Annotated in this window: 23 protein-coding genes and 1 riboswitch; of the genes, 11 read left to right on the forward strand and 12 right to left on the reverse strand. The window is 60.2% G+C overall.

Annotated elements, in window-relative coordinates:
• Positions 1–80: 80 nt before the first annotated feature.
• Positions 81–294: riboswitch (cobalamin riboswitch) on the reverse strand.
• Positions 295–413: 119 nt separating this feature from the next.
• Positions 414–1,742 (forward strand): PQQ-dependent sugar dehydrogenase, encoded by a 1,329-nt coding sequence (locus AC4ANK_RS20200; protein WP_002554603.1) that lies wholly within the window; start codon positions 414–416, stop codon positions 1,740–1,742.
• Between the two features lie 307 nt (positions 1,743–2,049).
• Here AC4ANK_RS20200 and AC4ANK_RS20205 read toward each other — a convergent pair whose 3' ends face one another.
• The 6 genes from AC4ANK_RS20205 to AC4ANK_RS20230 all read right to left on the reverse strand — a co-directional run bounded on the left by AC4ANK_RS20205 (position 2,050) and on the right by AC4ANK_RS20230 (position 7,379).
• Complete coding sequence (locus AC4ANK_RS20205) at positions 2,050–2,595, reverse strand: C40 family peptidase (protein ID WP_002554604.1); 546 nt, start codon at positions 2,593–2,595, stop codon at positions 2,050–2,052.
• Between the two features lie 90 nt (positions 2,596–2,685).
• Positions 2,686–3,408: a C40 family peptidase gene (locus AC4ANK_RS20210; protein ID WP_002554605.1), complete on the reverse strand. Its 723-nt coding sequence runs from the start codon at positions 3,406–3,408 to the stop codon at positions 2,686–2,688.
• 75 nt (positions 3,409–3,483) lie between these two features.
• Positions 3,484–4,248, reverse strand: coding sequence for an NAD-dependent deacylase (locus AC4ANK_RS20215; RefSeq protein WP_002554606.1), 765 nt, complete (start codon positions 4,246–4,248; stop codon positions 3,484–3,486).
• Positions 4,242–4,946 carry a DnaA regulatory inactivator Hda gene (gene hda / locus AC4ANK_RS20220; protein ID WP_002554607.1) on the reverse strand — a complete coding sequence of 235 codons (705 nt, stop codon included), beginning with the start codon at positions 4,944–4,946 and terminating at the stop codon, positions 4,242–4,244. The genes AC4ANK_RS20215 and hda overlap by 7 nt, the downstream gene beginning before the upstream one ends.
• A gap of 217 nt (positions 4,947–5,163) precedes the next feature.
• The gene (locus AC4ANK_RS20225) at positions 5,164–6,237 is read right to left on the reverse strand and encodes an AI-2E family transporter (RefSeq protein WP_002554608.1); all 1,074 of its coding nucleotides are present in this window, start codon (positions 6,235–6,237) and stop codon (positions 5,164–5,166) included.
• A 38-nt stretch (positions 6,238–6,275) separates the two neighbouring features.
• Positions 6,276–7,379, reverse strand: a complete 1,104-nt coding sequence (locus tag AC4ANK_RS20230) for a DUF2066 domain-containing protein (protein WP_002554609.1) — start codon at positions 7,377–7,379, stop codon at positions 6,276–6,278.
• A gap of 341 nt (positions 7,380–7,720) precedes the next feature.
• Between AC4ANK_RS20230 and purM the strand changes: the two genes are divergently transcribed.
• From purM to AC4ANK_RS20250, 4 genes are all read left to right on the forward strand, one after another.
• The gene (gene purM, locus AC4ANK_RS20235; protein ID WP_002554610.1) at positions 7,721–8,779 is read left to right on the forward strand and encodes a phosphoribosylformylglycinamidine cyclo-ligase; all 1,059 of its coding nucleotides are present in this window, start codon (positions 7,721–7,723) and stop codon (positions 8,777–8,779) included.
• On the forward strand, positions 8,779–9,429 hold the full coding sequence (gene purN / locus AC4ANK_RS20240) for a phosphoribosylglycinamide formyltransferase (protein WP_002554611.1): 651 nt from the start codon (positions 8,779–8,781) through the stop codon (positions 9,427–9,429). The genes purM and purN overlap by 1 nt, the downstream gene beginning before the upstream one ends.
• An 8-nt stretch (positions 9,430–9,437) precedes the next feature.
• Positions 9,438–10,151 (forward strand): DUF3108 domain-containing protein, encoded by a 714-nt coding sequence (locus tag AC4ANK_RS20245; RefSeq protein ID WP_002554612.1) that lies wholly within the window; start codon positions 9,438–9,440, stop codon positions 10,149–10,151.
• A gap of 470 nt (positions 10,152–10,621) precedes the next feature.
• Positions 10,622–10,801, forward strand: a complete 180-nt coding sequence (locus AC4ANK_RS20250; protein WP_002554613.1) for a hypothetical protein — start codon at positions 10,622–10,624, stop codon at positions 10,799–10,801.
• An 83-nt stretch (positions 10,802–10,884) separates the two neighbouring features.
• Here AC4ANK_RS20250 and AC4ANK_RS20255 read toward each other — a convergent pair whose 3' ends face one another.
• The 5 genes from AC4ANK_RS20255 to cysM all read right to left on the reverse strand — a co-directional run bounded on the left by AC4ANK_RS20255 (position 10,885) and on the right by cysM (position 16,973).
• Positions 10,885–11,424: a DUF2058 domain-containing protein gene (locus tag AC4ANK_RS20255; RefSeq protein WP_002554614.1), complete on the reverse strand. Its 540-nt coding sequence runs from the start codon at positions 11,422–11,424 to the stop codon at positions 10,885–10,887.
• A 30-nt stretch (positions 11,425–11,454) separates the two neighbouring features.
• Complete coding sequence (gene mazG / locus AC4ANK_RS20260) at positions 11,455–12,288, reverse strand: nucleoside triphosphate pyrophosphohydrolase (protein WP_002554615.1); 834 nt, start codon at positions 12,286–12,288, stop codon at positions 11,455–11,457.
• Between the two features lie 27 nt (positions 12,289–12,315).
• Complete coding sequence (gene relA / locus AC4ANK_RS20265; RefSeq protein ID WP_002554616.1) at positions 12,316–14,559, reverse strand: GTP diphosphokinase; 2,244 nt, start codon at positions 14,557–14,559, stop codon at positions 12,316–12,318.
• 156 nt (positions 14,560–14,715) lie between these two features.
• The gene (rlmD, locus tag AC4ANK_RS20270) at positions 14,716–16,071 is read right to left on the reverse strand and encodes a 23S rRNA (uracil(1939)-C(5))-methyltransferase RlmD (RefSeq protein WP_031597665.1); all 1,356 of its coding nucleotides are present in this window, start codon (positions 16,069–16,071) and stop codon (positions 14,716–14,718) included.
• Positions 16,071–16,973, reverse strand: a complete 903-nt coding sequence (gene cysM, locus AC4ANK_RS20275) for a cysteine synthase CysM (protein WP_002554618.1) — start codon at positions 16,971–16,973, stop codon at positions 16,071–16,073. Before cysM ends, rlmD begins: the two co-directional genes overlap by 1 nt.
• Positions 16,974–17,224: 251 nt before the next feature.
• Here cysM and AC4ANK_RS20280 point away from each other — a divergent pair, with 251 nt between their 5' ends.
• The 3 genes from AC4ANK_RS20280 (at position 17,225) to AC4ANK_RS20290 (ending at position 20,929) form a co-directional block, all read left to right on the forward strand.
• Positions 17,225–19,978: a response regulator gene (locus AC4ANK_RS20280; RefSeq protein ID WP_031597663.1), complete on the forward strand. Its 2,754-nt coding sequence runs from the start codon at positions 17,225–17,227 to the stop codon at positions 19,976–19,978.
• Between the two features lie 109 nt (positions 19,979–20,087).
• Complete coding sequence (locus AC4ANK_RS20285) at positions 20,088–20,525, forward strand: hypothetical protein (RefSeq protein WP_002554619.1); 438 nt, start codon at positions 20,088–20,090, stop codon at positions 20,523–20,525.
• Complete coding sequence (locus tag AC4ANK_RS20290; protein WP_002554620.1) at positions 20,522–20,929, forward strand: META domain-containing protein; 408 nt, start codon at positions 20,522–20,524, stop codon at positions 20,927–20,929. Before AC4ANK_RS20285 ends, AC4ANK_RS20290 begins: the two co-directional genes overlap by 4 nt.
• Positions 20,930–21,312: 383 nt before the next feature.
• On the opposite strand, the gene AC4ANK_RS20295 is transcribed toward AC4ANK_RS20290, so the two are convergent.
• On the reverse strand, positions 21,313–21,780 hold the full coding sequence (locus tag AC4ANK_RS20295) for a TlpA disulfide reductase family protein (protein WP_002554621.1): 468 nt from the start codon (positions 21,778–21,780) through the stop codon (positions 21,313–21,315).
• A gap of 129 nt (positions 21,781–21,909) precedes the next feature.
• Here AC4ANK_RS20295 and arsC point away from each other — a divergent pair, with 129 nt between their 5' ends.
• The 3 genes from arsC (at position 21,910) to AC4ANK_RS20310 (ending at position 23,639) form a co-directional block, all read left to right on the forward strand.
• Positions 21,910–22,263, forward strand: coding sequence for an arsenate reductase (glutaredoxin) (gene arsC, locus AC4ANK_RS20300; RefSeq protein WP_002554622.1), 354 nt, complete (start codon positions 21,910–21,912; stop codon positions 22,261–22,263).
• Complete coding sequence (gene wrbA / locus AC4ANK_RS20305; protein ID WP_002554623.1) at positions 22,260–22,865, forward strand: NAD(P)H:quinone oxidoreductase; 606 nt, start codon at positions 22,260–22,262, stop codon at positions 22,863–22,865. The genes arsC and wrbA overlap by 4 nt, the downstream gene beginning before the upstream one ends.
• 102 nt (positions 22,866–22,967) lie before the next feature.
• Positions 22,968–23,639: a DNA-3-methyladenine glycosylase I gene (locus AC4ANK_RS20310; RefSeq protein ID WP_460384681.1), complete on the forward strand. Its 672-nt coding sequence runs from the start codon at positions 22,968–22,970 to the stop codon at positions 23,637–23,639.
• Positions 23,640–23,644: the final 5 nt, after the last annotated feature.

The following is a 23,644-nucleotide window of genomic DNA, read 5'->3' on the forward strand; positions in this document are numbered from 1 at the left end:
GCTCGTGGCAGTCGACAACAGACGGAAGGACAGCACTGGACAGCACGGCAACGGCCTGCACAGAGCATCACCCTCCGTGATGCCATTGAGTGGTTCAGGCCGGTCTCCGGGCTCATGAGCGGGTTACCCCGGCTGCGCGCCTTCCCATGTCGAAACACAGTGGCGTCAGGCACAGCCTTGACTCATTTACCGTTGCGGGGGCAGCGCCGGGATCGGATCGATTGATCCACACCGGCTTCCCTGTTTCACCCTGCCAATCAAGGATTGCAGAGCACCTGAAACAAACCGCGAAGGGTAGAGGGTTGGGCTGGGAGCGTCAATCGACACCGACGCTGTGAAACGTGATTGAACCCAGACGGTTCGCAGTGCCTCTATCAATTATCGGACCACGCCCTTGTTTATGGAGATTCACCATGTTCAGACTCAGACTCCACTACGCAGTGTTGCTTCTGGTTGCCGGTGGCCTCGCTGCCTGCGGCGAGTCTTCGACCCTGCAAGTCTCGGATGGAACAGGCCCATCGCCCAAACTGCCGGAGCCTAACAAGACGCTGATCCCGACCGTCAACATCGCCCCTGCCGTAGGCTGGGAAAAAGGCGCAAAACCGGTCGCCGCGCCGGGCACACAGGTGGCAGCGTTCGCCGAAAACCTGGACCACCCGCGCTGGCTGTATGTATTGCCCAATGGCGACGTGCTGGTGGCGGAAACCAATTCCCCGGCCAAACCGGATGATTCCAAAGGTATTCGCGGCTGGGTAATGGAAAAAGTCATGGGCCGCGCCGGTGCGGGCGTGCCAAGCGCCAACCGCATTACTCTGCTGCGCGACGTGGACAAGGACGGCGTCGCAGAGACCCGCACCGTGTTCCTGCAAAACCTCAATTCGCCGTTTGGCATGACGCTAGTGGGCAACAAGCTCTATGTCGCCGACACCGACCGCCTGATCAGCTTCCCGTATGAAGCGGGCCAGACCTCGATCAGCGCGCAGCCGACCAAAGTGGTCGATCTGCCGGGCGGCACGCTCAACCACCACTGGACCAAAAACGTCATTGCCAGCAAGGATGGCAGCAAGCTGTACGTCACAGTGGGCTCCAACAGCAACGTGGCCGAGAACGGCATGGACAAGGAAGAAGGTCGTGCAGCCATCTGGGAAGTGGACGCTGCCACCGGCAACCACCGCATTTTCGCCTCGGGCCTTCGCAACCCCAACGGCATGGACTGGGAACCCAAAACCGGCAAGCTGTGGACGGCGGTCAACGAGCGTGACGAAATCGGCAGCGACCTGGTGCCAGACTACGTGACCTCGGTGCAGGATGGCGCTTTCTACGGCTGGCCCTACAGCTACTACGGCCAGCATGTCGACGAGCGCGTCAAACCGCAGAACCCGGCACTGGTCGCCAAGGCCATCGCACCGGATTACGCAGTCGGCCCGCATACGGCCTCGTTAGGGTTGGTATTCGCCGATGGCAAGACGCTGGCGGCGCCGTTCAACGAAGGCCTGTTCATTGGCCAGCACGGCTCATGGAACCGCAAACCGCACAGCGGCTATAAAGTGGTGTTCGTGCCCTTCAGCGGCGGCAAGCCCAACGGCGCTCCAGTCGATGTGCTGACCGGTTTCCTCAACAAAGACGAAAAAGCCATGGGCCGCCCGGTTGGCGTGGTCAATGATCAGCGCGGCGGCTTGCTGGTGGCAGACGATGTCGGCAACAAAATCTGGCGCGTGACCTCGGCCAAGGCAGCTCAATAACGCCGAGCGTAGAGGGTTGACGCAGAGCGTCGTACGTTAGTTGAGTTATCGTTCCGCACGCTCCAGCGTGGTAATGCAGTTCTCGACGCTCTGCGTCGCACGATAGTTGCGATGATCGTTCCGCACGCCTGGAAAGGCATGTCGACGCAGAGCGCAGTACGGTAGTCGAGTTATCGTTCCGCACGCTCCAGCGTGGGAATGCAGGTCTCGACGCTCTGCGTCGCAAGAGAACGCAGAGCGTCCGGAAAGGCATGCGACGCGGAGCGTCGCACGATAATTTCTGGTCAGACCGCGAGCAGGCGACGCGCTATGGCCAAATCTGCGCCAGACTGGACGGCTGAATGACGCGCTTGGCGTTGAGGTAGGCTTTCTGCCAGTAAGGCTTGTCGAGGCTGTCGAGCTTGACCGTGCCGCCGCTGGCCGGGGCATGTACGAAGCGGCCTTCGCCGACGTAGATGCCCGCGTGGGACACCTGCGAGCCGCCCGAGGTGGCGAAGAACACCAGATCTCCTGACTGCAATTGCTCGCGACGGATATTCGGCGCACCCATCACGATCATCTCGCGCGTGGAACGCGGCAGGGAAATGCCCGCGGCATCACGATAGACATAACCTATAAGACCGCTGCAATCAAAACCGGAGTCAGGCGTGTTGCCACCCCAGCGATAAGGCGTGCCAACCAGTCCCAACGCACGAAACAGCACGTCTTCGGCAGCCGGAGAAAGAATCTGAGGGGGAGCAGTGACCACCGGACGCTGAACGACCCGGGGAGCTTTGGGCGGTGGCGGCGCACTGGCGCAGGCACCCAGTAACGCAGCAACAGAGATGACTATCAGGCGCAACGCAATCGACATAACCACAACAACCTATCCGGATGCGGCTTACGCTGCCGAGAAGCTCAAAAACGCAGAAAGACCCGAAGGTCTTGTTCTGCGCGTTCTATTTTATTTACGCCGCTTTGGCGCGGTCTTGACTGTAGTCGAAGTCATCGCCGTTGTCTGCGTGGCATCAGGCGTCGACTTCACAGCGACTGTACCTGGCGCCATTGCCAGAGGCCGCTTGGCCTCGATAAAGGTCTTGCTCCAGTAGGCGTCATCGAGGCTGTCGATGCGTACACCGCCACTGCGACGGCTGCTGGAGTGAATGAACTGCTGGTTACCGGCGTAGATCGCTGCATGGCTTACGCGACCACGGCCACGGGTACTGAAGAACAGCACATCGCCAGGCTGAAGGTTTTTACGCGATACCAGCGGTGCGTCAACGTTGATCATTTCACGCGTGGAGCGCGGCAGGCTCATGCCAGCCTCTTCGCGAAACAGGTAACCAATGAAGCCGCTGCAATCGAAACCCGAGGAAGTCGATGTGCCGCCGAACTTGTAACGAGTGCCGATCAGGGACTTGCCACGTTCCAGGATGCTGTCGGCCAGAACCGGCAGCTGGTAGGACTTGTTGTCGGCGAAGTGAGCAAGCTCGTCTTCGGTGGCAATCTCGTCCTGCAAGGCTGCGGCGTCGGCGCGACGTGCTGCGGACTGAGCGTTTGCCGCGCTCTGATAACGAGCAACGGGCTGAGCCTGTTCTTGCTGTGCGACCGGCATATTGGCCGAGCAACCGAAGAGGAATGTAACGAGTGCGAGAGGCACGAGGGGTGCGAAGCGAACAACCTGCATGGGCACAACCGTGGCTGACTAGTTAAGATGGCGAGACTATGCCTTTTATGAAGGTGATTTGCAAATTCAATCGAACTAGATGTGACTTATGAGTTCCGCCATGACATGTGCTGCCCGGCACTGCAAAAAGACGTCCATCTGCGCGCTGTGATCGGTCGGCTGCGGATTGATTTCCGCCGTAAAACCCCCGGAAACTCTGGTGCGAATGACCGGTTCATGAATGTAGGGGAAGCTTGCCGTGGTACCGATACTCAGGACTGCGTCATAGCCTTTAGCCAGTTGTTCATACAGTGTTTCCAGTGCTCTTTCAGGGAGCATTTCCTGAAAAAGAACGACGGGCGGTCGCATAACGCCACTACATGCCGAGCATAAAGGGGGCAAAGGACGCTGCAAGTGCTCACTCAATTGCGGATCTTCAGCGCCGCAGGATTGGCAAAACAGTGGCGAGAGCTGCCCGTGAATTTCTATCAGGCGCTCTGGCGGGCTGCCCGCCGCACGGTGATAACCGTCGACATTCTGGGTCAGCACCCAGCACTCGGGCTTGATGCGTTGCAACTGGGCGATGGCGTAATGCGCGATATTCGGCTCGCCACCCAGGCACGCCCTGCCCAGTTCAGCGATGTACTTCCAGCACAGCTCGGGGTCACGGCGCAGCATTGGCCCGGACAGGGCCATTTCTATAGGCAGGCCGTCGTCGGTCTTGCCGTTGTACAGCCCGCCGACGCCGCGATAGGTCGGCAAGCCCGAATCAGCCGACAGGCCTGCCCCGGTGATCACCAGAATCCGTTGTGCATGGCGCAAGGCTGCAGCCGTTTGCATCAACAGCGCCTGATCTACCACCCCAGCGTCTCTTTAAGAAAGGGAATGGTCAGCTTGCGCTTTTCCTGGAGTGACGCCTGATCAAGGCGCTCAAGCAATTCGAACAGCGCGCTCATGCTGCGTGTACCACGCGTCAGAATGAAATGGCCTACCTCATCGGTCAGGTGCAGGCCGCGCCGTGATGCACGCAGTTGCAGCGCACGCAGCTTGTCTTCGTCGGACAGGCCGCGCATCTGGAATACCAGGGCCATGGTCAGACGGGATTTCAGATCGGGGAGTTTGACCGGCAGTTCGCGGGGCGATTTGGACGCTGCAATGAGCAGACGACGCCCGCTGTCACGCAAACGGTTGAACAGGTGAAACAGGGCTTCTTCCCACTCCGGCTTGCCGACAATGGCTTGCAGGTCATCCAGGCACACCAGTTCGTACTGTTCAAGATGGTCGAACAGCTCGATACCTTCATCGATAACTTCGGCAAGCGGCAGATACACCGCAGGTTCGCCCAGCTGCTCGAAACGCAGGCACGCAGCCTGAAGCAGGTGCGTGCGCCCTACTCCATCCTTGCCCCACAGATAGATGAGGCTTTCCGTCCACCCAGCGTCGGCTTCGCACAGCCGCTCGACATAGCCGAGTGCAGCGGCATTGGCGCCTGGATAGTAATTGACGAAAGTGGCGTCATCACGCAGACGCACACTCAGGGGCAGCTGAATCGGTTTCATGCTGACTAACGGCTCATGCAAACCGTCAAGGGCCTCTGTGTAAAGAGCGCAAAGTTTATACCCGTGAAGCGGGTCGCACAATGCGACAGACCTCAAGCAAAATCAAAGGTTTGCGTCAGGGTGCGTAAAGCGCGGGTCGAGAAAGGGCGTTTTGAGGTGATGCATGCATTGCCTGCACAAGCCTCTTCACCGGGCAGTGAAGAGGCGTGCGATGCCCTTACAGCTCGGGATCTTCCGCACCTGCATAGATTTCCGAGTCTTTATAAACGTCGTGCATGTGGCGCACCAGCACCATGATCACTGCAGCGACCGGCAACGCCAGCAGAATGCCGGTGAAACCGAACAGCTCGCCACCCGCCAGAATCGCGAAGATCACCGCCACCGGGTGCAGACCGATGCGATCCCCTACCAGTAATGGCGTCAGCACCATACCTTCGAGGGCCTGACCGATCATGAACACCGCAACAATCCCCATCATCGGGTACAGGTCGCCGCCAAACTGGAACAACCCGGCGACCAGCGCTGAACCAATGCCGATCACAAAGCCCATATAAGGCACGATGGCAGCCAGACCGGCGATCACCCCGATCAACAGGCCCAGTTCCAGCCCGACCAGCATCAGACCGGCCGCGTAGATCACTCCGAGACCGACCATGACCAGCAACTGCCCACGTATGAACGCGCCCAGCACCTCGTGGCACTCGCCCGCCAGCTTGACGATTTGACCTTCACGCTGACGCGGCAGCAGACCGCGGATCTTGCCGGTCATGATGTCCCAGTCACGCAACAGGTAGAAACACACCACCGGGATCAGCACCAGATTGGTCAGCCAGCCGATCAGCGCCAGGCTCGACGCCGTAGCCTGAGACAGCACCACAGAGACGATATCCCCAGCCTGCCCCATGTGCTCGGAGATGGCTGCCTTGATCTTGTCGAACTTCCAGAACCCGTCTGCCAGACCGAACTTGGCCTGCACCCACGGCAACGCCGAGTGTTGCAGCCAGTCGAGGATCTGCGGGGCCAGCTCATAGAGACGAAACAACTGCTTGGCCAGCATCGGCACCAGCACCAGCAGCAAGGCCATCAGCACCAGCGTGAACAGACCGAACACCGCCACCACGCTCAAGGTTCTGGACAGCCCGGCGCGCTCCAGACGATCCACCAGTGGATCGCCCATGTAGGCCAGCAGCAGCGCCACCAGAAAAGGGGTGAGGATCGTGTGCAACAGCACCACGAATGCGACCAGCAAGGCCAGGCCGCCGATCCAGAACCAACGCCGTGTATCAGTCATCAACATCCCTCAATCCAATGGAAAAGCGCTTTGCCGGTTTACCAGCGGAAATAAAGCTGTGGTGCAGACGCCGGAACAATCATCGCTGCGGGCGCAGGTGCCGGAACAGCAGCAGCTCCATTGGCTGGCGCAACCGGCGCAGTCGCATCGACAGGCGCAGCAGGCGGCGTTGCGGCAGCGGCTGCCTCGGCTGCGGGCACTTCCTGCAATTTGGCCAGCGACAACTGCGAGCGTAGCTGATCGGTGCTGCCACTGACCTCAAACACCACTTTATCGCCGTCAACAGAACTCAGACGCACGCCGAACGGATCAAGTAACTGAAGCAGTTGTGCATAGCGCTCCAGTGTCATGCCCTGAACCTGCACCAACAGGCCCGTCGAGGCACCGGGCTTGGCGACGAAACGTGGGGCCAGACGCTGGCTGACCGACAGCAGCACAGCGTCTGCCAAGGCTTCGGAAGTAGCCCCGGTCGCGGTGCCCTGCTCACGCTGATCACCCAGCCACAAGCGCCATTTGCCCTGCCACTGGCCTGCATCTTCCTTGGCGTGCACCGCCAGTATCGCGTCAGCACCGTAACGCTCGGAGGCTTCCTTGAGCGGTGCGGCATCAGTGCCTTCCAGTGTCTTGGCGTTACCGACGCCCTGCTCGCTCAAATCAGCCAGCGGCAGACGCAGCGGCAAACCGCGGTGTTGCGCAGCGCGGCGCAGCGGTTCGGCGGCAGCCTGACCGTCACCGACCAGATTCGAGCCTTCGACCGAGTCGTTCAGCCACCAGCCGAGGATCGACGGGCGATTGCTGCCCCAGATCGACAGGCCGGCATCACGCAACGCACGGTCGGTGGTCGCTGGATCGAAGTCCACCAGCAGGGTTTCAGGCGGACCGGCCTCATAGCCGTACTGGCTGATGATTTGCTGCGGATCTTTGCGCAGCGCGGCGATGGCCGAACCCTGCGCGGCCTTGGCGTCACCGGTCAGGCGCAGCACCAGCGTTTCGACCGCGGCCTGGGTGGCCCGTGTGCGCTCATCGGGCGACTGACCAGTCACCGGCTCGCGGACCTGATAAAGGTTGCTGACCGTTTCGGCAAGGCTGGGGAGGCTGATCAGGGACAGACAGCCGACTAGAAGAACTCTGGAAAAACGCATGGACAGTTCCCGAACGGAAAAAAGTAAAAAGAAGCTGTTTCAGGAGGTGTACAAGTCTGGGACAGCCTTGAACCACCAATCATTCAATTTGCGCATAAAGTACACCTTAAACGGCGGCACTCGCACTGACCGGAGCTGCCGGATCAGGTTTATTTGGCGCAACACCGCCCTGTTGTCGGCGCAAGGATGGCCCCTGGGGAGCAAGCCTGATAAAATCGCGCGCCTTCGCAGACCGGCAATCGCCACGGCCCAACATTACCACCGCATGACAGCGCGGTGCTGAACGGGTCCCAACGCAGCGGTCGATACCTCCGAATCCCCCCTAAAGGCCTGGATTTTCTATGAGCAAGCAACCCTCCCTGAGCTATAAAGACGCCGGTGTAGACATCGACGCCGGTGAAGCATTGGTCGAACGCATCAAGAGCGTCGCCAAGCGCACCAAGCGTCCGGAAGTCATGGGCGGCCTGGGAGGCTTCGGCGCCCTCTGCGAAATCCCGGCCGGCTACAAGCAACCGGTCCTGGTTTCCGGCACTGACGGCGTGGGCACCAAGCTGCGTCTGGCCCTGAACCTGAACAAGCACGACACCATCGGCATCGATCTGGTCGCCATGTGCGTCAATGACCTGGTGGTCTGCGGTGCAGAGCCGCTGTTCTTCCTCGATTACTACGCCACCGGCAAGCTGAACGTCGACACCGCTGCCCAGGTCGTCACCGGCATCGGCGCTGGCTGCGAACTGGCTGGCTGCTCGCTGGTCGGCGGCGAAACCGCTGAAATGCCGGGCATGTACGAAGGCGAAGACTACGACCTGGCTGGCTTCTGCGTCGGCGTCGTGGAAAAGGCCGAGATCATCGACGGTTCGAAAGTCGCTGCCGGTGATGCCCTGCTCGCTCTGCCATCGTCCGGCCCGCACTCCAACGGTTATTCGCTGATCCGCAAGATCATCGAAGTGGCCGGTGCCGATATCGAAAGCATCCAGCTGGACGGCAAGCCATTGACCGAGCTGCTGATGGCACCCACCCGCATCTACGTCAAGCCGCTGCTCAAGCTGATCAAGGAAACCGGCGCGGTCAAGGCCATGGCCCACATCACCGGTGGCGGCCTGCTCGACAACATCCCGCGTGTTCTGCCGCAGGGCGCTCAGGCCGTTGTCGACGTCGCCAGCTGGCAGCGTCCGGCCGTTTTCGACTGGCTGCAGCAGCAAGGCAACGTCGCTGAAAACGAAATGCACCGCGTGCTGAACTGCGGCGTGGGCATGGTTATCTGCGTTGCTCAGGAACACGTTGAAGCCGCGCTGAAGGTTCTGCGCGAAGCTGGCGAGCAGCCATGGGTGATCGGTCAGATCGCCACTGCTGCCGAAGGTGCAGCACAAGTCGAGCTGAAAAACCTCAAGGCGCATTGATGCCAGCCATCTGCGATGTCGTGGTGCTGCTGTCCGGCACCGGCGGCAACCTGCAAGCGATGATCGACAGTTTCAAGGACGGGTCCAGCCCGGTCCGTATCCGCGCGGTGATTTCCAACCGCGCCGATGCGTTCGGCCTGCAACGCGCCAGGGACGCAGGCATCGAAGCCTGCGTGCTGGATCACACTGCCTACGAAGGCCGTGAAGCCTTCGATGCAGCGCTGATCGAACTGATCGACACTTTCCAGCCACAGTTGGTGGTACTGGCCGGATTCATGCGCATTCTCAGCGCAGGCTTCGTGCGCCACTTCCATGGCCGCCTTCTGAATATTCACCCTTCCCTGCTGCCGCGTTATAAAGGCTTGCACACGCACAAGCGTGCGCTGGAAGCTGGTGACACCGAGCATGGCTGCAGCGTGCATTTCGTCACCGAGGAACTCGATGGCGGCCCACTGGTCGTACAGGCAGTTATTTCGGTACAGTTGCACGACACGCCCACAACGCTCGCGCAACGGGTTCATGTTCAAGAGCACCGTATTTACCCACTGGCCATTCGCTGGTTTGCCGAGGGCCGACTGAGCCTTGGTGAACAAGGTGCGTTACTGGATAGCCAGTTACTCCCGGCCAGCGGCCATCTGATTCGACATTAGGAGATATTATGCGTCGCGCTCTGCTCTTCGCTTTCGCTCTGCTCGCATTGCCTGCCGTACAGGCCGCAGAACTTCAACCCTTCTCCGCCAGCTACACCGCCGACTGGAAACAGCTGCCCATGAGCGGCACGGCTGAACGCAGCCTGGAAGCAGGAGCCAATGGCACCTGGACCCTGAGCTTCAAGGCCTCGATGATGATTGCCAGCCTGACGGAAGTCAGCACACTGAAGGTCGACAAGGAAACCTTGCTGCCACAGACCTACAGCTTCGAGCGCAGCGGCCTGGGCAAATCCAAGAAGGTTGATCTGGCGTTCGACTGGAACACCAAGTTCGTCACCGGCACCGACCGTGGCGATGCGATCAAGCTGCCGCTCAACCGTGGCATCCTCGACAAGTCCACGTATCAGCTGGCGTTGCAACACGACATCGCTGATGGCAAGAAGAGCATGAGCTACCAGGTGGTCGACGGTGATGAAGTAGACACCTACGACTTCCGCGTACTGGGCTCGGAAAAGGTTACCACCAAGACTGGCCAGGTCGATGCGATCAAGGTCGAGCGCGTGCGTGACCCGACGCAAAGCAAGCGCACCACCGTGCTGTGGTTCGCCAAGGACTGGGATTACCTGCTAGTGCGCCTGCAACAGGTCGAAACCGACGGTAAGGAATACAACATCGTGCTGCTCGACGGCACCGTGAACGGCAAGGCCGTCAAAGGCAGCTGATTGCCCTGACCGCTTGCCATACAGAGCCCCGCTTATTAGCGGGGCTTTTTATTGGCTGCAAACAAGAGGACGCAGAGCGTCCAGAACGGCATGCCGACGCAGAGCATCGCACGATAGTGGCGGTGCTCTCCCGGACCCCTGGCGCGCCCTACGGAGTGCCGACGCCGAACCTCGCGCTATACGGACACCTATCGTTCCCTACGCTCCGCGTGGGAATGCCGTTCTTGACGCTCCGCGTCATCTTTTTGCACCGCTAAAGGCACATGAAAAATCCTTCACTTTGCCGCAACCAAGCTGCAAGCCTCGCCATGCAAGGGCTGTAGGCAAACGACCATTTTTTGCTCACTCGGGAACCTGAACAGGCTATTTACTTAGGCAGCTAACAAATTCTATAAAAGAGTCCTGCGACACATCGCCGCAGTATCCAGAGGCCTAACCATTCAGGCCATCAAAGTCAGGAGCTTACTACTATGACTGTCAGAGTTACTGAACGCGACGACGCCCACCTCTCTCACGAAGCCGTTGCCGACGGCATCCAGATCTGGGACGTGCATCAACAGGACCAACTTGTCGGTATGTTCCACGTAGAGTCCGATGCTCTACGCTACAAGGAAGAGCTGGAAGCACTGGAAAGCCAGGGCAACCACTAAGCGACTTCCCTGAACCGCAACCACCCAGAACAATAAACGACAAAACCCGCTGAATGCGGGTTTTGTTTTGACCGGTCAGCGCGTTACCACATCAGGTCGTCAGGCACCTGATACGCAGCGTACGGATCGTCGGCATCTGGCGCTTCGGTCGGGGTGCTGAGCAACACGATACGGCGCGGGTCGCGCTCCTGGATCTTCAGCGCAGCCTCACGCGGAATGATCTCGTAACCGCCACCGTGGTGAACGATGGCCAGCGAACCGCTGCTGAGCTTGTTGCGCACCAACGCGTTGACCGAGATCCGCTTGACCTTCTTGTCGTCAACGAAGTTGTAGTAATCCTCGGTAATCAGCTTGGGCAGACGCGACACCTCGATCAGTTGTTTGACCTGAGCAGCACGGGCCTTCTGCTCGACCTTCTCCTGCTGCTGACGGTTCAGCTCCTGGTCACGCTTGGCCTTCTCGGCCATGGCTTCCTGAGCCGCGCGCTTTTGCGAGTCGTCGGCCTGGGCCTGACCCTTGTGCACCAGACGCTGCTCTTTCTGCTTTTCTTTGCCGACCTGCTTGGCCTGCTTTTGGTTGACCAGACCTGCCTTGAGCAACTGATCGCGAAGGGAAAGGCTCATTGTCTACTCACTTATACCGTTACCGCACACTCAGCCGCAGCCGGGTGTGCTCTTTTCCTGACGTTTGGCTTCACCCCACAATGCGTCCATTTCTTCGAGCGAGCACGCTTCGATAGGACGCTGGATGTGGCGCAAGGCCTGTTCAATGAATCGGAAGCGTCTGTCGAACTTGCTATTGGCCGAGCGTAGCGCAGTTTCCGGGTCAACTTTAAGGTGCCGGGCCAGGTTCACGACGCTGAACAGCAGATCGCCGACTTCCTCGGCAATGCCTTCGGCGTCATTGTCGACCATGGCTTCGAGAATTTCATCGAGTTCTTCACGTACCTTGTCGACCACCGGCAACGCTGCAGGCCAGTCGAAGCCGACCTGCGAAGCGCGCTTCTGCAGTTTGGCGGCACGACTCAACGCAGGCAAGGCCACCGGCACGTCATCGAGCAGCGACAACTGCTCAGGGGCGCCAGACTTTTCGGCACGTTCCTCGGCCTTGATCTCGTCCCAGCGCTGGTTGACCTGCTCGTCGGTCAGGCACGGCGTTTCTGCCGGCGCGTACAACTCGCCGGTCGGAAACACGTGCGGATGGCGACGCAGCAACTTGCGGGTAATACCGTCGATGACGTCGTCGAATTCAAACCGGCCTTCTTCCTTGGCCAACTGAGCATAGAAGACCACCTGAAACAGCAGGTCTCCCAGTTCGCCCTTCAGATGGTCGAGGTCGCCCTGCTCGATGGCATCGGCCACTTCGTAGGCTTCTTCCAGCGTATGCGGCACGATGCTGGCGTAGGTCTGCTTCAGGTCCCACGGGCAGCCAGACTGCGGATCACGCAGCCGGGCCATGAGGTTCAGCAGGTCTTGAACTGTATACATGGGGCTCCCTGTGAGCGCAGGCAACGCTTATGGCGTCCTGTTCCTGCGAGTTTCAATGATGTTCGGCAACTGGGAAATACGCCCCAGCAACCGTCCCAGCGCGTCCAGACCCGGAATCTCGATGGTCAGCGACATGAGCGCTGTGTTGTCTTCCTTGTTCGAACGGGTGTTGACCGCCAGTACGTTGATACGCTCGTTGAGCAGCACTTGGGTGACGTCACGCAGCAGGCCGGAACGGTCGTAGGCGCGAATGATGATGTCCACCGGATACGTGAGTACCGGCACCGGCCCCCAGCTGACCTGAATGATCCGCTCGGGCTCGCGACCACCCAGTTGCAGCACCGAAGCGCAATCCTGACGGTGAATGCTGACGCCACGGCCCTGGGTGATGTAACCGACAATCGCATCGCCCGGCAGCGGCTGGCAGCAACCGGCCATCTGTGTCATCAGGTTGCCAACGCCCTGAATCTGAATATCGCCACGCTTGCCAGGCTTGTAGCCCGTAGCCTTGCGCGGGATCAGTTCCAGCTGTTCATTGACGCGATCAGGTTCAACCTCCTGCTGAGCCAGATTGACCAGTTGCGCCAGACGCAGATCACCCGCGCCCAAGGCGGCAAACATGTCGTCGGCGGTCTTGTGGTTGGCCTTGTCCGCCAGCTTGTCGAAGTCGACCTGCGGCAATGCAAGGCGCGCCAGTTCGCGTTCGATAAGGGTTTTACCGGCCGCAACGTTCTGGTCGCGGGCCTGCAATTTGAACCAGTGAACAATCTTGGCGCGCGCCCGCGAGGTCGTGATGTAACCGAGGTTGGAGTTCAGCCAGTCACGGCTCGGCGTGCCGTGCTTGCTGGTGATGATCTCGACCTGCTCGCCGGTCTGCAGGCTGTAGTTGAGCGGTACGATGCGGCCGTTGATCTTCGCACCACGGCAGTTATGGCCGATTTCGGTGTGCACCCGATAGGCAAAGTCCAGCGGTGTCGCACCCTTGGGCAGGTCGATGGCGTGGCCGTCAGGGGTGAAGACGTAGACCCGGTCAGGCTCGATATCAACCCGCAGCTGATCTGCCAGGCCACCAATGTCACCCAGCTCTTCATGCCACTCAAGTACCTGACGCAGCCAGGAAATTTTCTCTTCGTAATGATTGGAGCCAGATTTGACGTCAGTGCCTTTATAACGCCAGTGCGCGCAAACGCCCAGTTCGGCCTCTTCGTGCATGGCGTGGGTGCGTATCTGCACTTCCAGTACCTTGCCTTCCGGCCCGATGACCGCTGTGTGCAGCGAGCGATAGCCATTTTCCTTGGGGTTGGCGATGTAATCGTCGAACTCTTTGGGAATATGCCGCCACAAGGTGTGCACAATGCCCAGCGCGGTATAGCAATCGCGCATTTCCGGGACCAGTACACGCAACGCGCGCACGTCATAGATCTGGCTGAATGCCAGGCCTTTGCGCTGCATTTTGCGCCAGATGGAATAGATATGTTTGGCTCGGCCACTGATGTCAGCCGTCACGCCGGTGGCTTGCAGTTCGTTGTCGAGCTGGGACATGACATCGCTGATGAAGCGCTCGCGGTCCAGCCGGCGCTCATGCAGCAGCTTGGCGATCTGCTTGTACTGATCAGGCTCCAGGTAGCGGAAAGAAAGGTCTTCCAGCTCCCACTTGATATGCCCGATACCCAGACGATGGGCCAGCGGCGCGTAGATGTCGAAGACTTCCCGGGCCACACGGTTGCGTTTCTCGTCGTCGGCGTTCTTTACCGCACGAATCGCGCAAGTGCGCTCGGCCAGCTTGATCAGCGCAACGCGAACGTCGTCGACCATCGCCACGAGCATCTTGCGCAGGTTTTCGACCTGCGCCTGACTGCCTAGCACCAGAGATTGACGAGGGCTGAGACTGGCGCTGATCGCGGCCATGCGCAGCACGCCGTCGATCAGTTTGGCGACCGTCGCGCCGAAACGCTGCTCGACTTCCGGCAAAGGGATGACACCTTCACGCACGCCGCGGTAAATGACCGCCGCAACCAGCGAGTCCTGATCCAGCTTGAGGTCAGCGAGGATCTCCGCGATTTCCAGACCGGTCTGGAAACTGGAGGTGCCCTCTGCCCAGTGATTCTTGTGGGCCTTGTCGTTCTGCTCGGCTTGCCGGGCAAACTCACAGGCCTGTTTCATGACTTCCCGGTCCAGGACCAGGTCGACGCTGACAATATGATCGAGCCACGCGTCGAGATTGATACTGCCGTCTGTGTTTATCGGCTGGTTCGCTCTCACCTGTACCATGCTGCTTACCTTCCCTACGGCGCGATGAATAGCGCCATCAGTCGCCAGCCTTCTGAGCGAATGCCACTTGCCGGGCAAGCAAGGACCGGCATTCGCGGGCCAGTCGGATTAAATGAGGTTCCCTGTCAGCAGCGACCTCGATCCAGTGAACGCTGCTCACTTACTCATTTCAAATAAAGCCATCGCCTCGACATGCGCCGTCTGTGGAAACATATCGAGGATTCCGGCACGTTTTAATCGGTAGCCCTGACTGATCAGTTCGACCGTGTCACGAGCCAAAGTTGCCGGGTTGCATGAAACATAAAGCAGTCGCCGGGCACCCGTTTTTCTGATCTGGCGAACCACTTCAAAGGCCCCGTCACGCGGTGGGTCCAAGAGTACCGCAGAAAACCCTTCCGCCGCCCAGTCGGCGTGTGTCAGCGGCTGGGAAAGATCCGCCTGAAAAAACTGCACATTGTGCAGATCATTACTCATTGCGTTCACGGCTGCACGCTCGACCATGGTCGCAACGCCTTCGACCGCCACCACTTCCTTCGCCAGACCCGCCAGTGGCAAGGCAAAATTGCCCAGACCGCAAAACAGGTCCATTACCCGTTCATCTTTGGCAGGCGCCAGCCATTGCAGAGCCTGCTCGATCATCGCGGTGTTAACCGCCGCGTTGACCTGAATGAAATCTCCCGGTCGCCAGGCCAGTTGCAGGTTCCACGGCTCCAGCCGGTAGCCCAGCGTATCGCCGGGGCTGGCCGGTTGGGGCTCGCCGTCGCCCTGCAGCCACAGCTGCGCGCCGTGCTTGGAGCAAAACGCCTGCAACAGCGCCAGGTCGGCCTCGGCAAGCGGCGCGGTGTGGCGCAACAACACGGCAGTCGCAACCCCACTGAACAGCTCGACGTGACCCAGCGCCTGCGGTTTGCTGAAGTTTTTCAGCATGCCAGGCAACTCATTCATGATGGGTTGCAAGGCCTGTACCAGCACCGGACAGTGTTCGATGCTGACGATGTCCTGACTGGCGGCTGCGCGGAACCCCACGTCCAGCCTTTTGGCCTTGGCATCCCAGCGAACCGCGACCCGCGCGCGTCGGCGATAGGCCAGCTCGGCACCGCTCAAAGGTGCCGCCCATTCATCCGGCACAGCATTCGCCACGCGCAACAATTGCTCGGCGAGCATGCGCTGTTTCAGGGCAAGCTGTTCTTCGTGGGGCACATGCTGAACACTGCAGCCGCCGCAGCGACCGAAATACTCACAGGCCGGAGCGCGACGCATGGTGCTGGCGTTGAAGACCCGCTCGGTGCGCGCCTCGACGACCTTGCCGCGCGCATTTAGCACCCGCGCCTCGACCTCCTCGCCCGCCAGACTGCCAGCGACAAACCAGGTCTTGCCGTCAAGAAAAGCGATACCGCGACCGTCATCGGACAGGCGCTCGATAGTCAGCCGCTGTTTTTTACCGGCAGGAATCTGCACGGTCTTGACGCCGCCCGTGGGCTGAAAGCGCAGACCTCGTTCATGTTTGGCCATCAGTTGGGCGAATCGTAGATGCCGGTCGACAGGTAGCGGTCGCCTCGGTCACAGATGATCGCCACAATCACGGCATTTTCTACTTCACGGGAAATGCGCAGTGCCCCAGCGACCGAGCCGCCGGACGACACACCACAGAAGATGCCTTCTTCGCGCGCCAGTCGGCGCATGGTGTCTTCGGCCTCGGTCTGGCCCATGTCGATGATGCGGTCGACACGGTCCGACTGATAGATTTTCGGCAGGTATTCATGCGGCCAGCGGCGAATACCGGGGATCGAAGCGCCCTCCATCGGTTGCAGACCGACGATCTGCACCTCGGGATTTTGCTCCTTGAGGTAGCGTGAGGTGCCCATGATGGTGCCGGTGGTGCCCATCGAGCTGACGAAATGGGTCACGGTACCGCCCGTCTGCCGCCAGATTTCCGGACCGGTGGACGTGTAATGCGCCTCGGGATTGTCGCCATTGGCGAATTGATCGAGCACCTTGCCGCGGCCTTCGGCCTGCATGCGCTCGGCCAGATCACGGGCACCTTCCATGCCCTCGTCCTTACTGACCGAAATCAGCTCGGCACCGTAGGCGGTCATCGCGGCCTTGCGTTCGGCACTGGAGTTGTCCGGCATGATCAGAATCATCCGGTAACCCTTTATCGCTGCGGCCATGGCCAGTGCGATCCCGGTATTGCCGGAAGTGGCTTCGATCAGCGTGTCACCCGGATGGATCTGGCCGCGCAACTCGGCACGGGTGATCATCGACAGGGCCGGACGGTCTTTTACCGAGCCAGCGGGGTTATTACCTTCAAGCTTCAACAGGAGGGTATTGCTGGTATTACCCGCCATGCGTTGCAGACGCACCAGCGGAGTGTTGCCGACGCAATCGGCAATGGTTTGATACTGCAGGGTCATGGCGTCTTCGCAATCCAGACTGCGGGGGGTGCCTATCATAACGGCAAACGGCCAAAGCCCATATCACGCAAAGTGCGCTGCTTATTCCCAAAAAGAATAAACACTGTTTTTTCCACTGCGGCCTAGCCCTGCACAGAGAGTTAGGTGGCCCATGCTGGCGGTAAATGGCTAAACTCAACCCCTTGTGCCGATACAGCCAGGCAGCCGATGCCTGATATCGACGGACTGATACGTGTTGCCGGAGAACGAGCGTGCTGACCAAGCTGGGTATAAAAGGCCGTGTGCTGCTACTGACTATTTTGCCTGCCAGCCTGATGGCCGCAATGCTTGGTGGTTATTTCACCTGGATGCAGTTGAGCGAACTGCAAAGCCAGTTGCTGCAACGCGGCGAAATGATCGCCCAGGATCTGGCACCATTGGCCGCCAACGCATTGGGGCGCAAGGACAAGGTCCTGCTAAGCCGCATCGCGACCCAGACCCTGGAGCAGACCGACGTGCGCGCCGTGTCGTTTCTCGACGTCGATCGCACGCCACTGGCCCACGCCGGACCGACCATGATCAGCCCTTCGCCGATTGGCAGCGGCTCGCAGTTGCTCAATTCGACCGGCACCGACGCCACGCGTTATTTGCTCCCGGTATTCGGCAATCAACGCCACCTGACCAGCCCGATCATTCCGGCCGAAGCCGACACCCTGCTGGGCTGGGTCGAACTTGAAATATCCCATAACGGCACGCTGTTGCGCGGCTATCGAAGCCTGTTTGCCAGCCTGCTGCTGATCCTGACCGGGCTGGCCTGCACCGCGACTCTTGCAGTACGCATGAGCCGCACCATCAACGGGCCGATGAGCCAGATCAAACAGGCAGTGTCGCAGCTCAAGGACGGCAATCTCGAAACCCGCCTGCCGCCGCTGGGCAGTCGGGAGCTGGACGAACTGGCGTCAGGCATCAATCGCATGGCGGCGACCTTGCAGAACGCGCAGGAAGAGCTGCAACTGAGCATCGATCAGGCGACCGAGGATGTACGCCAGAATCTGGAAACCATCGAAATCCAGAACATCGAGCTGGACCTGGCGCGCAAGGAAGCCCTTGAAGCAAGCCGGATCAAGTCCGAATTCCTGGCCAACATGAGCCACGAAATCCGCACGCCGCTCAATGGCATTCTGGGTTTCACCCATTTGCTGCAAAAAAGCGAGCTGACGCCGCGTCAGTTCGACTACCTGGGCACCATCGAGAAGTCGGCCGACAACCTGTTGAGCATCATCAACGAGATTCTCGACTTTTCGAAGATCGAGGCTGGCAAGCTGGTGCTCGACAACATCCCGTTCAACCTGCGTGATCTGCTGCAGGACACCTTGACCATCCTCGCCCCGGCGGCGCATGCCAAACAGCTGGAACTGGTCAGTCTGGTGTACCGCGATACACCACTGGCGCTGTCCGGCGACCCGTTGCGCCTGCGGCAGATTCTGACCAACCTGGTCAGCAACGCGATCAAATTCACCCGCGAAGGCACCATCGTCGCCCGTGCCATGCTTGAAGACGAAACCGAAGAGCACGCGCAATTGCGCATCAGCGTGCAGGACACCGGCATCGGCCTGTCCAGTCAGGATGTGCGGGCGCTGTTCCAGGCGTTCAGCCAGGCCGACAACTCGCTCTCCCGCCAGCCGGGCGGCACGGGTCTGGGTCTGGTGATTTCCAAGCGCCTGATCGAACAGATGGGCGGCGAAATCGGTGTCGACAGCACGCCGGGCGAAGGTTCGGAATTCTGGATCAGCCTGAAACTGCCCAAGGCCCGCGAAGACAAGGAAGAATCGTTCAATATCCCGCTGGGAGGGCTACGCGCAGCAGTGCTTGAACACCATGACCTGGCGCGGCAGGCGCTGGAGCATCAGTTGGAAGACTGCGGCCTACAAACCATCGTGTTCAACAACCTGGAAAATCTGCTCAACGGGGTGACGGCGGCGCACGAGACCCCGTTGGCTATCGATCTGGCGGTGCTCGGCGTGACGGCGCTGGAAATTTCCCCGGAACGGCTGCGCCAGCACATCTGGGACCTGGAAAACCTCAACTGCAAAGTCATGGTGCTGTGCCCGACCACCGAGCACGCGCTGTTCCAGTTGGCGGTCCACGATGTCTACACGCAATTGCAGGCCAAGCCCGCCTGTACCCGCAAACTGCAAAAAGCGCTGTCCGAACTGATCGCGCCGCGGGCGATCCGCGCCGACATTGGTCCGCCGTTGTCGAGCCGCGCGCCGCGGGTGCTGTGCGTAGATGACAACCCGGCCAACCTGCTGCTGGTGCAGACCCTGCTCGAAGACATGGGCGCAGAAGTCGTGGCCGTCGAGGGCGGCTATGCAGCGGTCAATGCGGTGCAGCAGGAAGCGTTCGATCTGGTGTTGATGGACGTGCAGATGCCCGGTATGGACGGGCGTCAGGCCACCGAGGCGATTCGTGCCTGGGAAGCTGAACGCAACCAGAGCTCACTGCCGATCGTGGCACTTACCGCCCACGCGATGGCCAATGAAAAACGCTCGCTGCTGCAAAGTGGCATGGATGACTACCTGACCAAACCGATCAGCGAGCGACAGCTGGCGCAGGTGGTCCTCAAGTGGACGGGGCTGGCACTGCGCAACCCGGCGCCGGAACGCCAGAACGAAGCACCTGACGTGCACGTCGGGCCGCTGGTGCTCGATCATGAGGAAGGGCTGCGCTTGGCTGCGGGCAAGGCGGATCTAGCCGCCGACATGCTGGCCATGCTGCTGGCCTCGCTGGCCGCCGACCGCGAGGCCATCCGTGTGGCGCGGGCCAACCAGGATGTACAGGCGTTGATCGAGCGCATTCACCGTCTGCACGGCGCAACGCGCTACTGCGGCGTCCCGCAACTGCGCACCGCCTGTCAACGCGCCGAGACCCTGCTCAAGCAGAACGCCGCGCACACCGAAGCGGCTCTGGACGATCTGGACAAAGCCATCATTCGTCTGGAAGCCGAGGCACGGGTGACCGCGTGATGGCACCGTTCGCTCCTCACACTCCAGCGCAGCAATGCTGGTGCGGGTGCCCGGCGTCCGATCCTGAAGGCGTGGAGCATGATAGGATGCGCGCAATTTTGGAGGACCCATGGTCGAACACGATTTTCGCTACAGCATGCTCAACCCGCAGCACACATTGACCGAATGCCGCACTTTGGCACCCGGTCGCTATCAAGTCACCGGTAACGGCGGCTCGATTCATGACAACGACCAGTTGCTGGTGACGATCAAAGGCAGCAAAAGCCTGCACATGCGCCTGACCGTCGAGAAAGTCCGGCACCTGATCAACCCGCCGGGCCAATGGATTGCAGTGGCCAAAGGTCCGGTGTTCGATGAGTTGGCGATTCATCAGTGGAAAGTGAATTGCGACAGCTGCGCCGCCGAACTGAACTTCGAGTTCATGGTAGAGAGCAAGCTGGGCGTCAAGGCGCAGAAACCTGCCGCCATCGCGCGCATCGCGGAGCTGGGCTGGAAAACCGAAGGCGAGAAGCACCTCTGCAAGAAGTGCCAGGAGAAAGCGGCATGAAACAGTTTGCGCTCCTGAGCCTGATCGGCGGCGCGCTGCTGGCCGGTTGTACCGCTGACCCGCTGCCGATCCAGCAGGATCACAGTTATGTAACGGAGTGGATAGGCGAACGTCCGCTGATCGATAACAGTCGCTTGACCATGACGCTGGGTGCCGATGGCCGTGCGTATGGCAATGCGGGCTGCAACCACTGGTTTGCGCCCTATACGCTGAACGATCACAGCATCAGTTTCGGTCCGGTGGGCAAAACCCGCAAGATGTGCGCCCCCGCGCTGATGGAGCAGGAACAACGCTTCATCAAAGCCATCAGCAGCGTGCAACGCTGGGACATCTCGCCCATCGAGCAACTGCGCCTGTGGCCAGCCCAAGGCAAGCCGCTGCGCTTCTGGCTGGAAGATAGCTGATCCGAAGCTCCGCGTAACTTGCGACGCAGAGCGTCTAGAACTGCATTCCCACGCTGGAGCGTAGGGAACGATCACTATCCTGCGACGCCCCGCGCAACGCCTGGATAACAGCCGACTGCTCGCGCATTGCACTATCGTGCGGCGCTCCGCGTCGCATGCCGTTCTGGACGCTCCGCGTCCTCTTGCGACGCAGAGCATCGCGACCTGCATTCCCACGCTGGAGCGTAGGGAACGATAATCCCGATATCGTGCGATGTTCTGCGCAACGCCTGAATCACAGCCGACTGCTCGCGCATTGCACTATCGTGCGGCGCTCCGCGTCGCATGCCGTTCTGGACGCTCCGCGTCCTCGTTACGGCGCAGAGCGTCGAAAATCGATCCGATCACCCCTCCCCGCGCAATGCCTTGAGCTTCTGGATCACGGTGGCGGCTGACTGCTCACCGAGCAGTTGCTCGCGCATCTTGCCCTTGTCGTCGATGATGTAGGTCACCGGCAGCGCTTCGGAGGGCGGCAGGCTGTACTGCTCGGCAGGGTCCTGAGCCAGCACGGTGAATTTGATACCCAGTGCGTTGGCAGCGCTTTTCAACTCATCGCCCTGCAGGTTGTCAAAGTTGACACCCAGCACCGTGACCTTCTTGTCCTTGAGCTGTTCGGACAATGCGTTGAATTCCGGCACCTCGGTACGGCACGGGCCACACCATTCGGCCCAGTAGTTCACCACCAGCCAATGCCCCTTGATTCGCTCGCTGGCCACCTTCTGGCCGTTCTGGTCAGTGCCCAGGTCCACGCCACATCCGCTGAGCAGCAAGCTGCCGAAAAGTATCACTGCTGCTGTTAATCGCCTTGCCATTTGTTTCCTTCCTCGCCCCGTTCAACCTGCAATCACTTATATCCAGGCTACGACTATTGACCATTCGATATGTCGGACAGTGCCATCGCTGGTTAGAATACGCCACCCCACACAAGATGCGACGTGCAAATGACCGATCTGACGCTGTATCACAACCCGCGCTGCAGCAAATCCCGCGGCGCGCTGGAACTGCTTCAGGCCCGCGGCCTGACGCCCGATATCGTACTGTACCTGGAAACCCCGCCCGACGCAGAGCGTTTGCGTGACCTGCTCGGCAAGCTGGGCATCACTGCCCGGCAACTGTTGCGTACCGGCGAAGACGATTACAAGCAACTCAACCTGGCCGACCCGAGCCTGAGCGACGAGCAACTGATCGCCGCCATGGCCGCGCACCCCAAACTGATCGAGCGGCCGATTCTGGTCGCTGGCGACAAGGCTGTGATTGGCCGCCCACCCGAGAACATCCTGGAGCTGCTGCCGTGAGCACACCTTACATTCTGGTCCTCTATTACAGCCGCAACGGTTCCACCAGCGAAATGGCCCGGCAGATTGCCCGCGGTATCGAGCTGGGCGGCATGGAAGCTCGGCTGCGCACCGTTCCTGCCGTTTCCGCCGACTGCGAAGCGACCGCCCCTGAGATCCCGGAAAACGGCGCGCTGTACGCGACCCTCGACGACCTGAAAAACTGCTCAGGCCTGGCGCTGGGCAGCCCGACGCGCTTCGGCAACATGGCCGCCCCGCTGAAATACTTTCTCGACGGTACCAGCAACCTTTGGCTGACCGGCGCACTGGTCGGCAAACCCGCAGGCGTCTTCACCTCCACTGCCAGTCTGCACGGCGGCCAGGAAACCACGCTGATGTCGATGCTGCTGCCGTTGCTGCACCACGGCATGCTGATCATGGGTCTGCCCTACAGCGAATCGGCGCTGCTGGAAACCGCAGGGGGTGGCACGCCTTATGGTGCCAGTCATCACGCCGGTGCCGATGGCAAGCGCGCGCTGGACCGCCATGAGACTGACCTGTGCCGTGCACTGGGCCAGCGCCTGGCCAAAACCGCCTTGCAGCTGGACACAACACGCAGCTGAATCGGCAGGGCGTGGTCTGACGCTTTCAGTTAAATCGCAAACTTGCAGCGCAAGGGTCGGTCTGAACCCTTGACCTGCCTGTTGAATTTCTTTGGAGAACCGATGCAAGACTACAAATGGCTGAACGAGTATTGCCTGAATCGATTCGGCTCCGCCAAAGCACTGGAAGCCCACCTGCCCACCCCGAAGACACCGAAACAACTGCAAGCCATCAGCGCCGACCGCTATCTGTCGACCATGGCCCTGCGCGTGTTTCGTGCAGGCCTGAAACACAGTCTGGTGGACTCTAAATGGCCGGCGTTCGAGGAGGTCTTCTTCCGCTTCGACCCGGAAAAAGTCGTGCTGATGGGGGCTGATCACCTGGAGCGGCTGATGCAGGATGCGCGCATCATCCGCCACCTGGGCAAACTCAAGAGCGTGCCGCGCAATGCACAGCTGGTTCTGGACATCGAACAGGAGCACGGCAGTTTCGGCAAATTCATCGCCGAGTGGCCGGTCGATAACATCACCGGCTTTTGGCAGTACATTGCCAAACACGGCAACCAGATGGGCGGACTGTCAGCGCCACGCTTTCTGCGCATGATCGGCAAGGACACCTTCATTCCGACCTGGGACGTGGTGGCCGCGCTGAACGCGCAGGATATCGTCGACCGCGTGCCTACCAGCAAACGCGATCAGGCGATTGTGCAGGACGTCTTCAACCAATGGCACGCAGAAAGCGGTCGGCCGATGTGCCAGCTGTCAGCCATGCTGGCGTTCACCGTCAACCACTGAGCACC

The sequence above is a fragment of the Pseudomonas sp. Pmew2 genome (assembly GCF_058129885.1).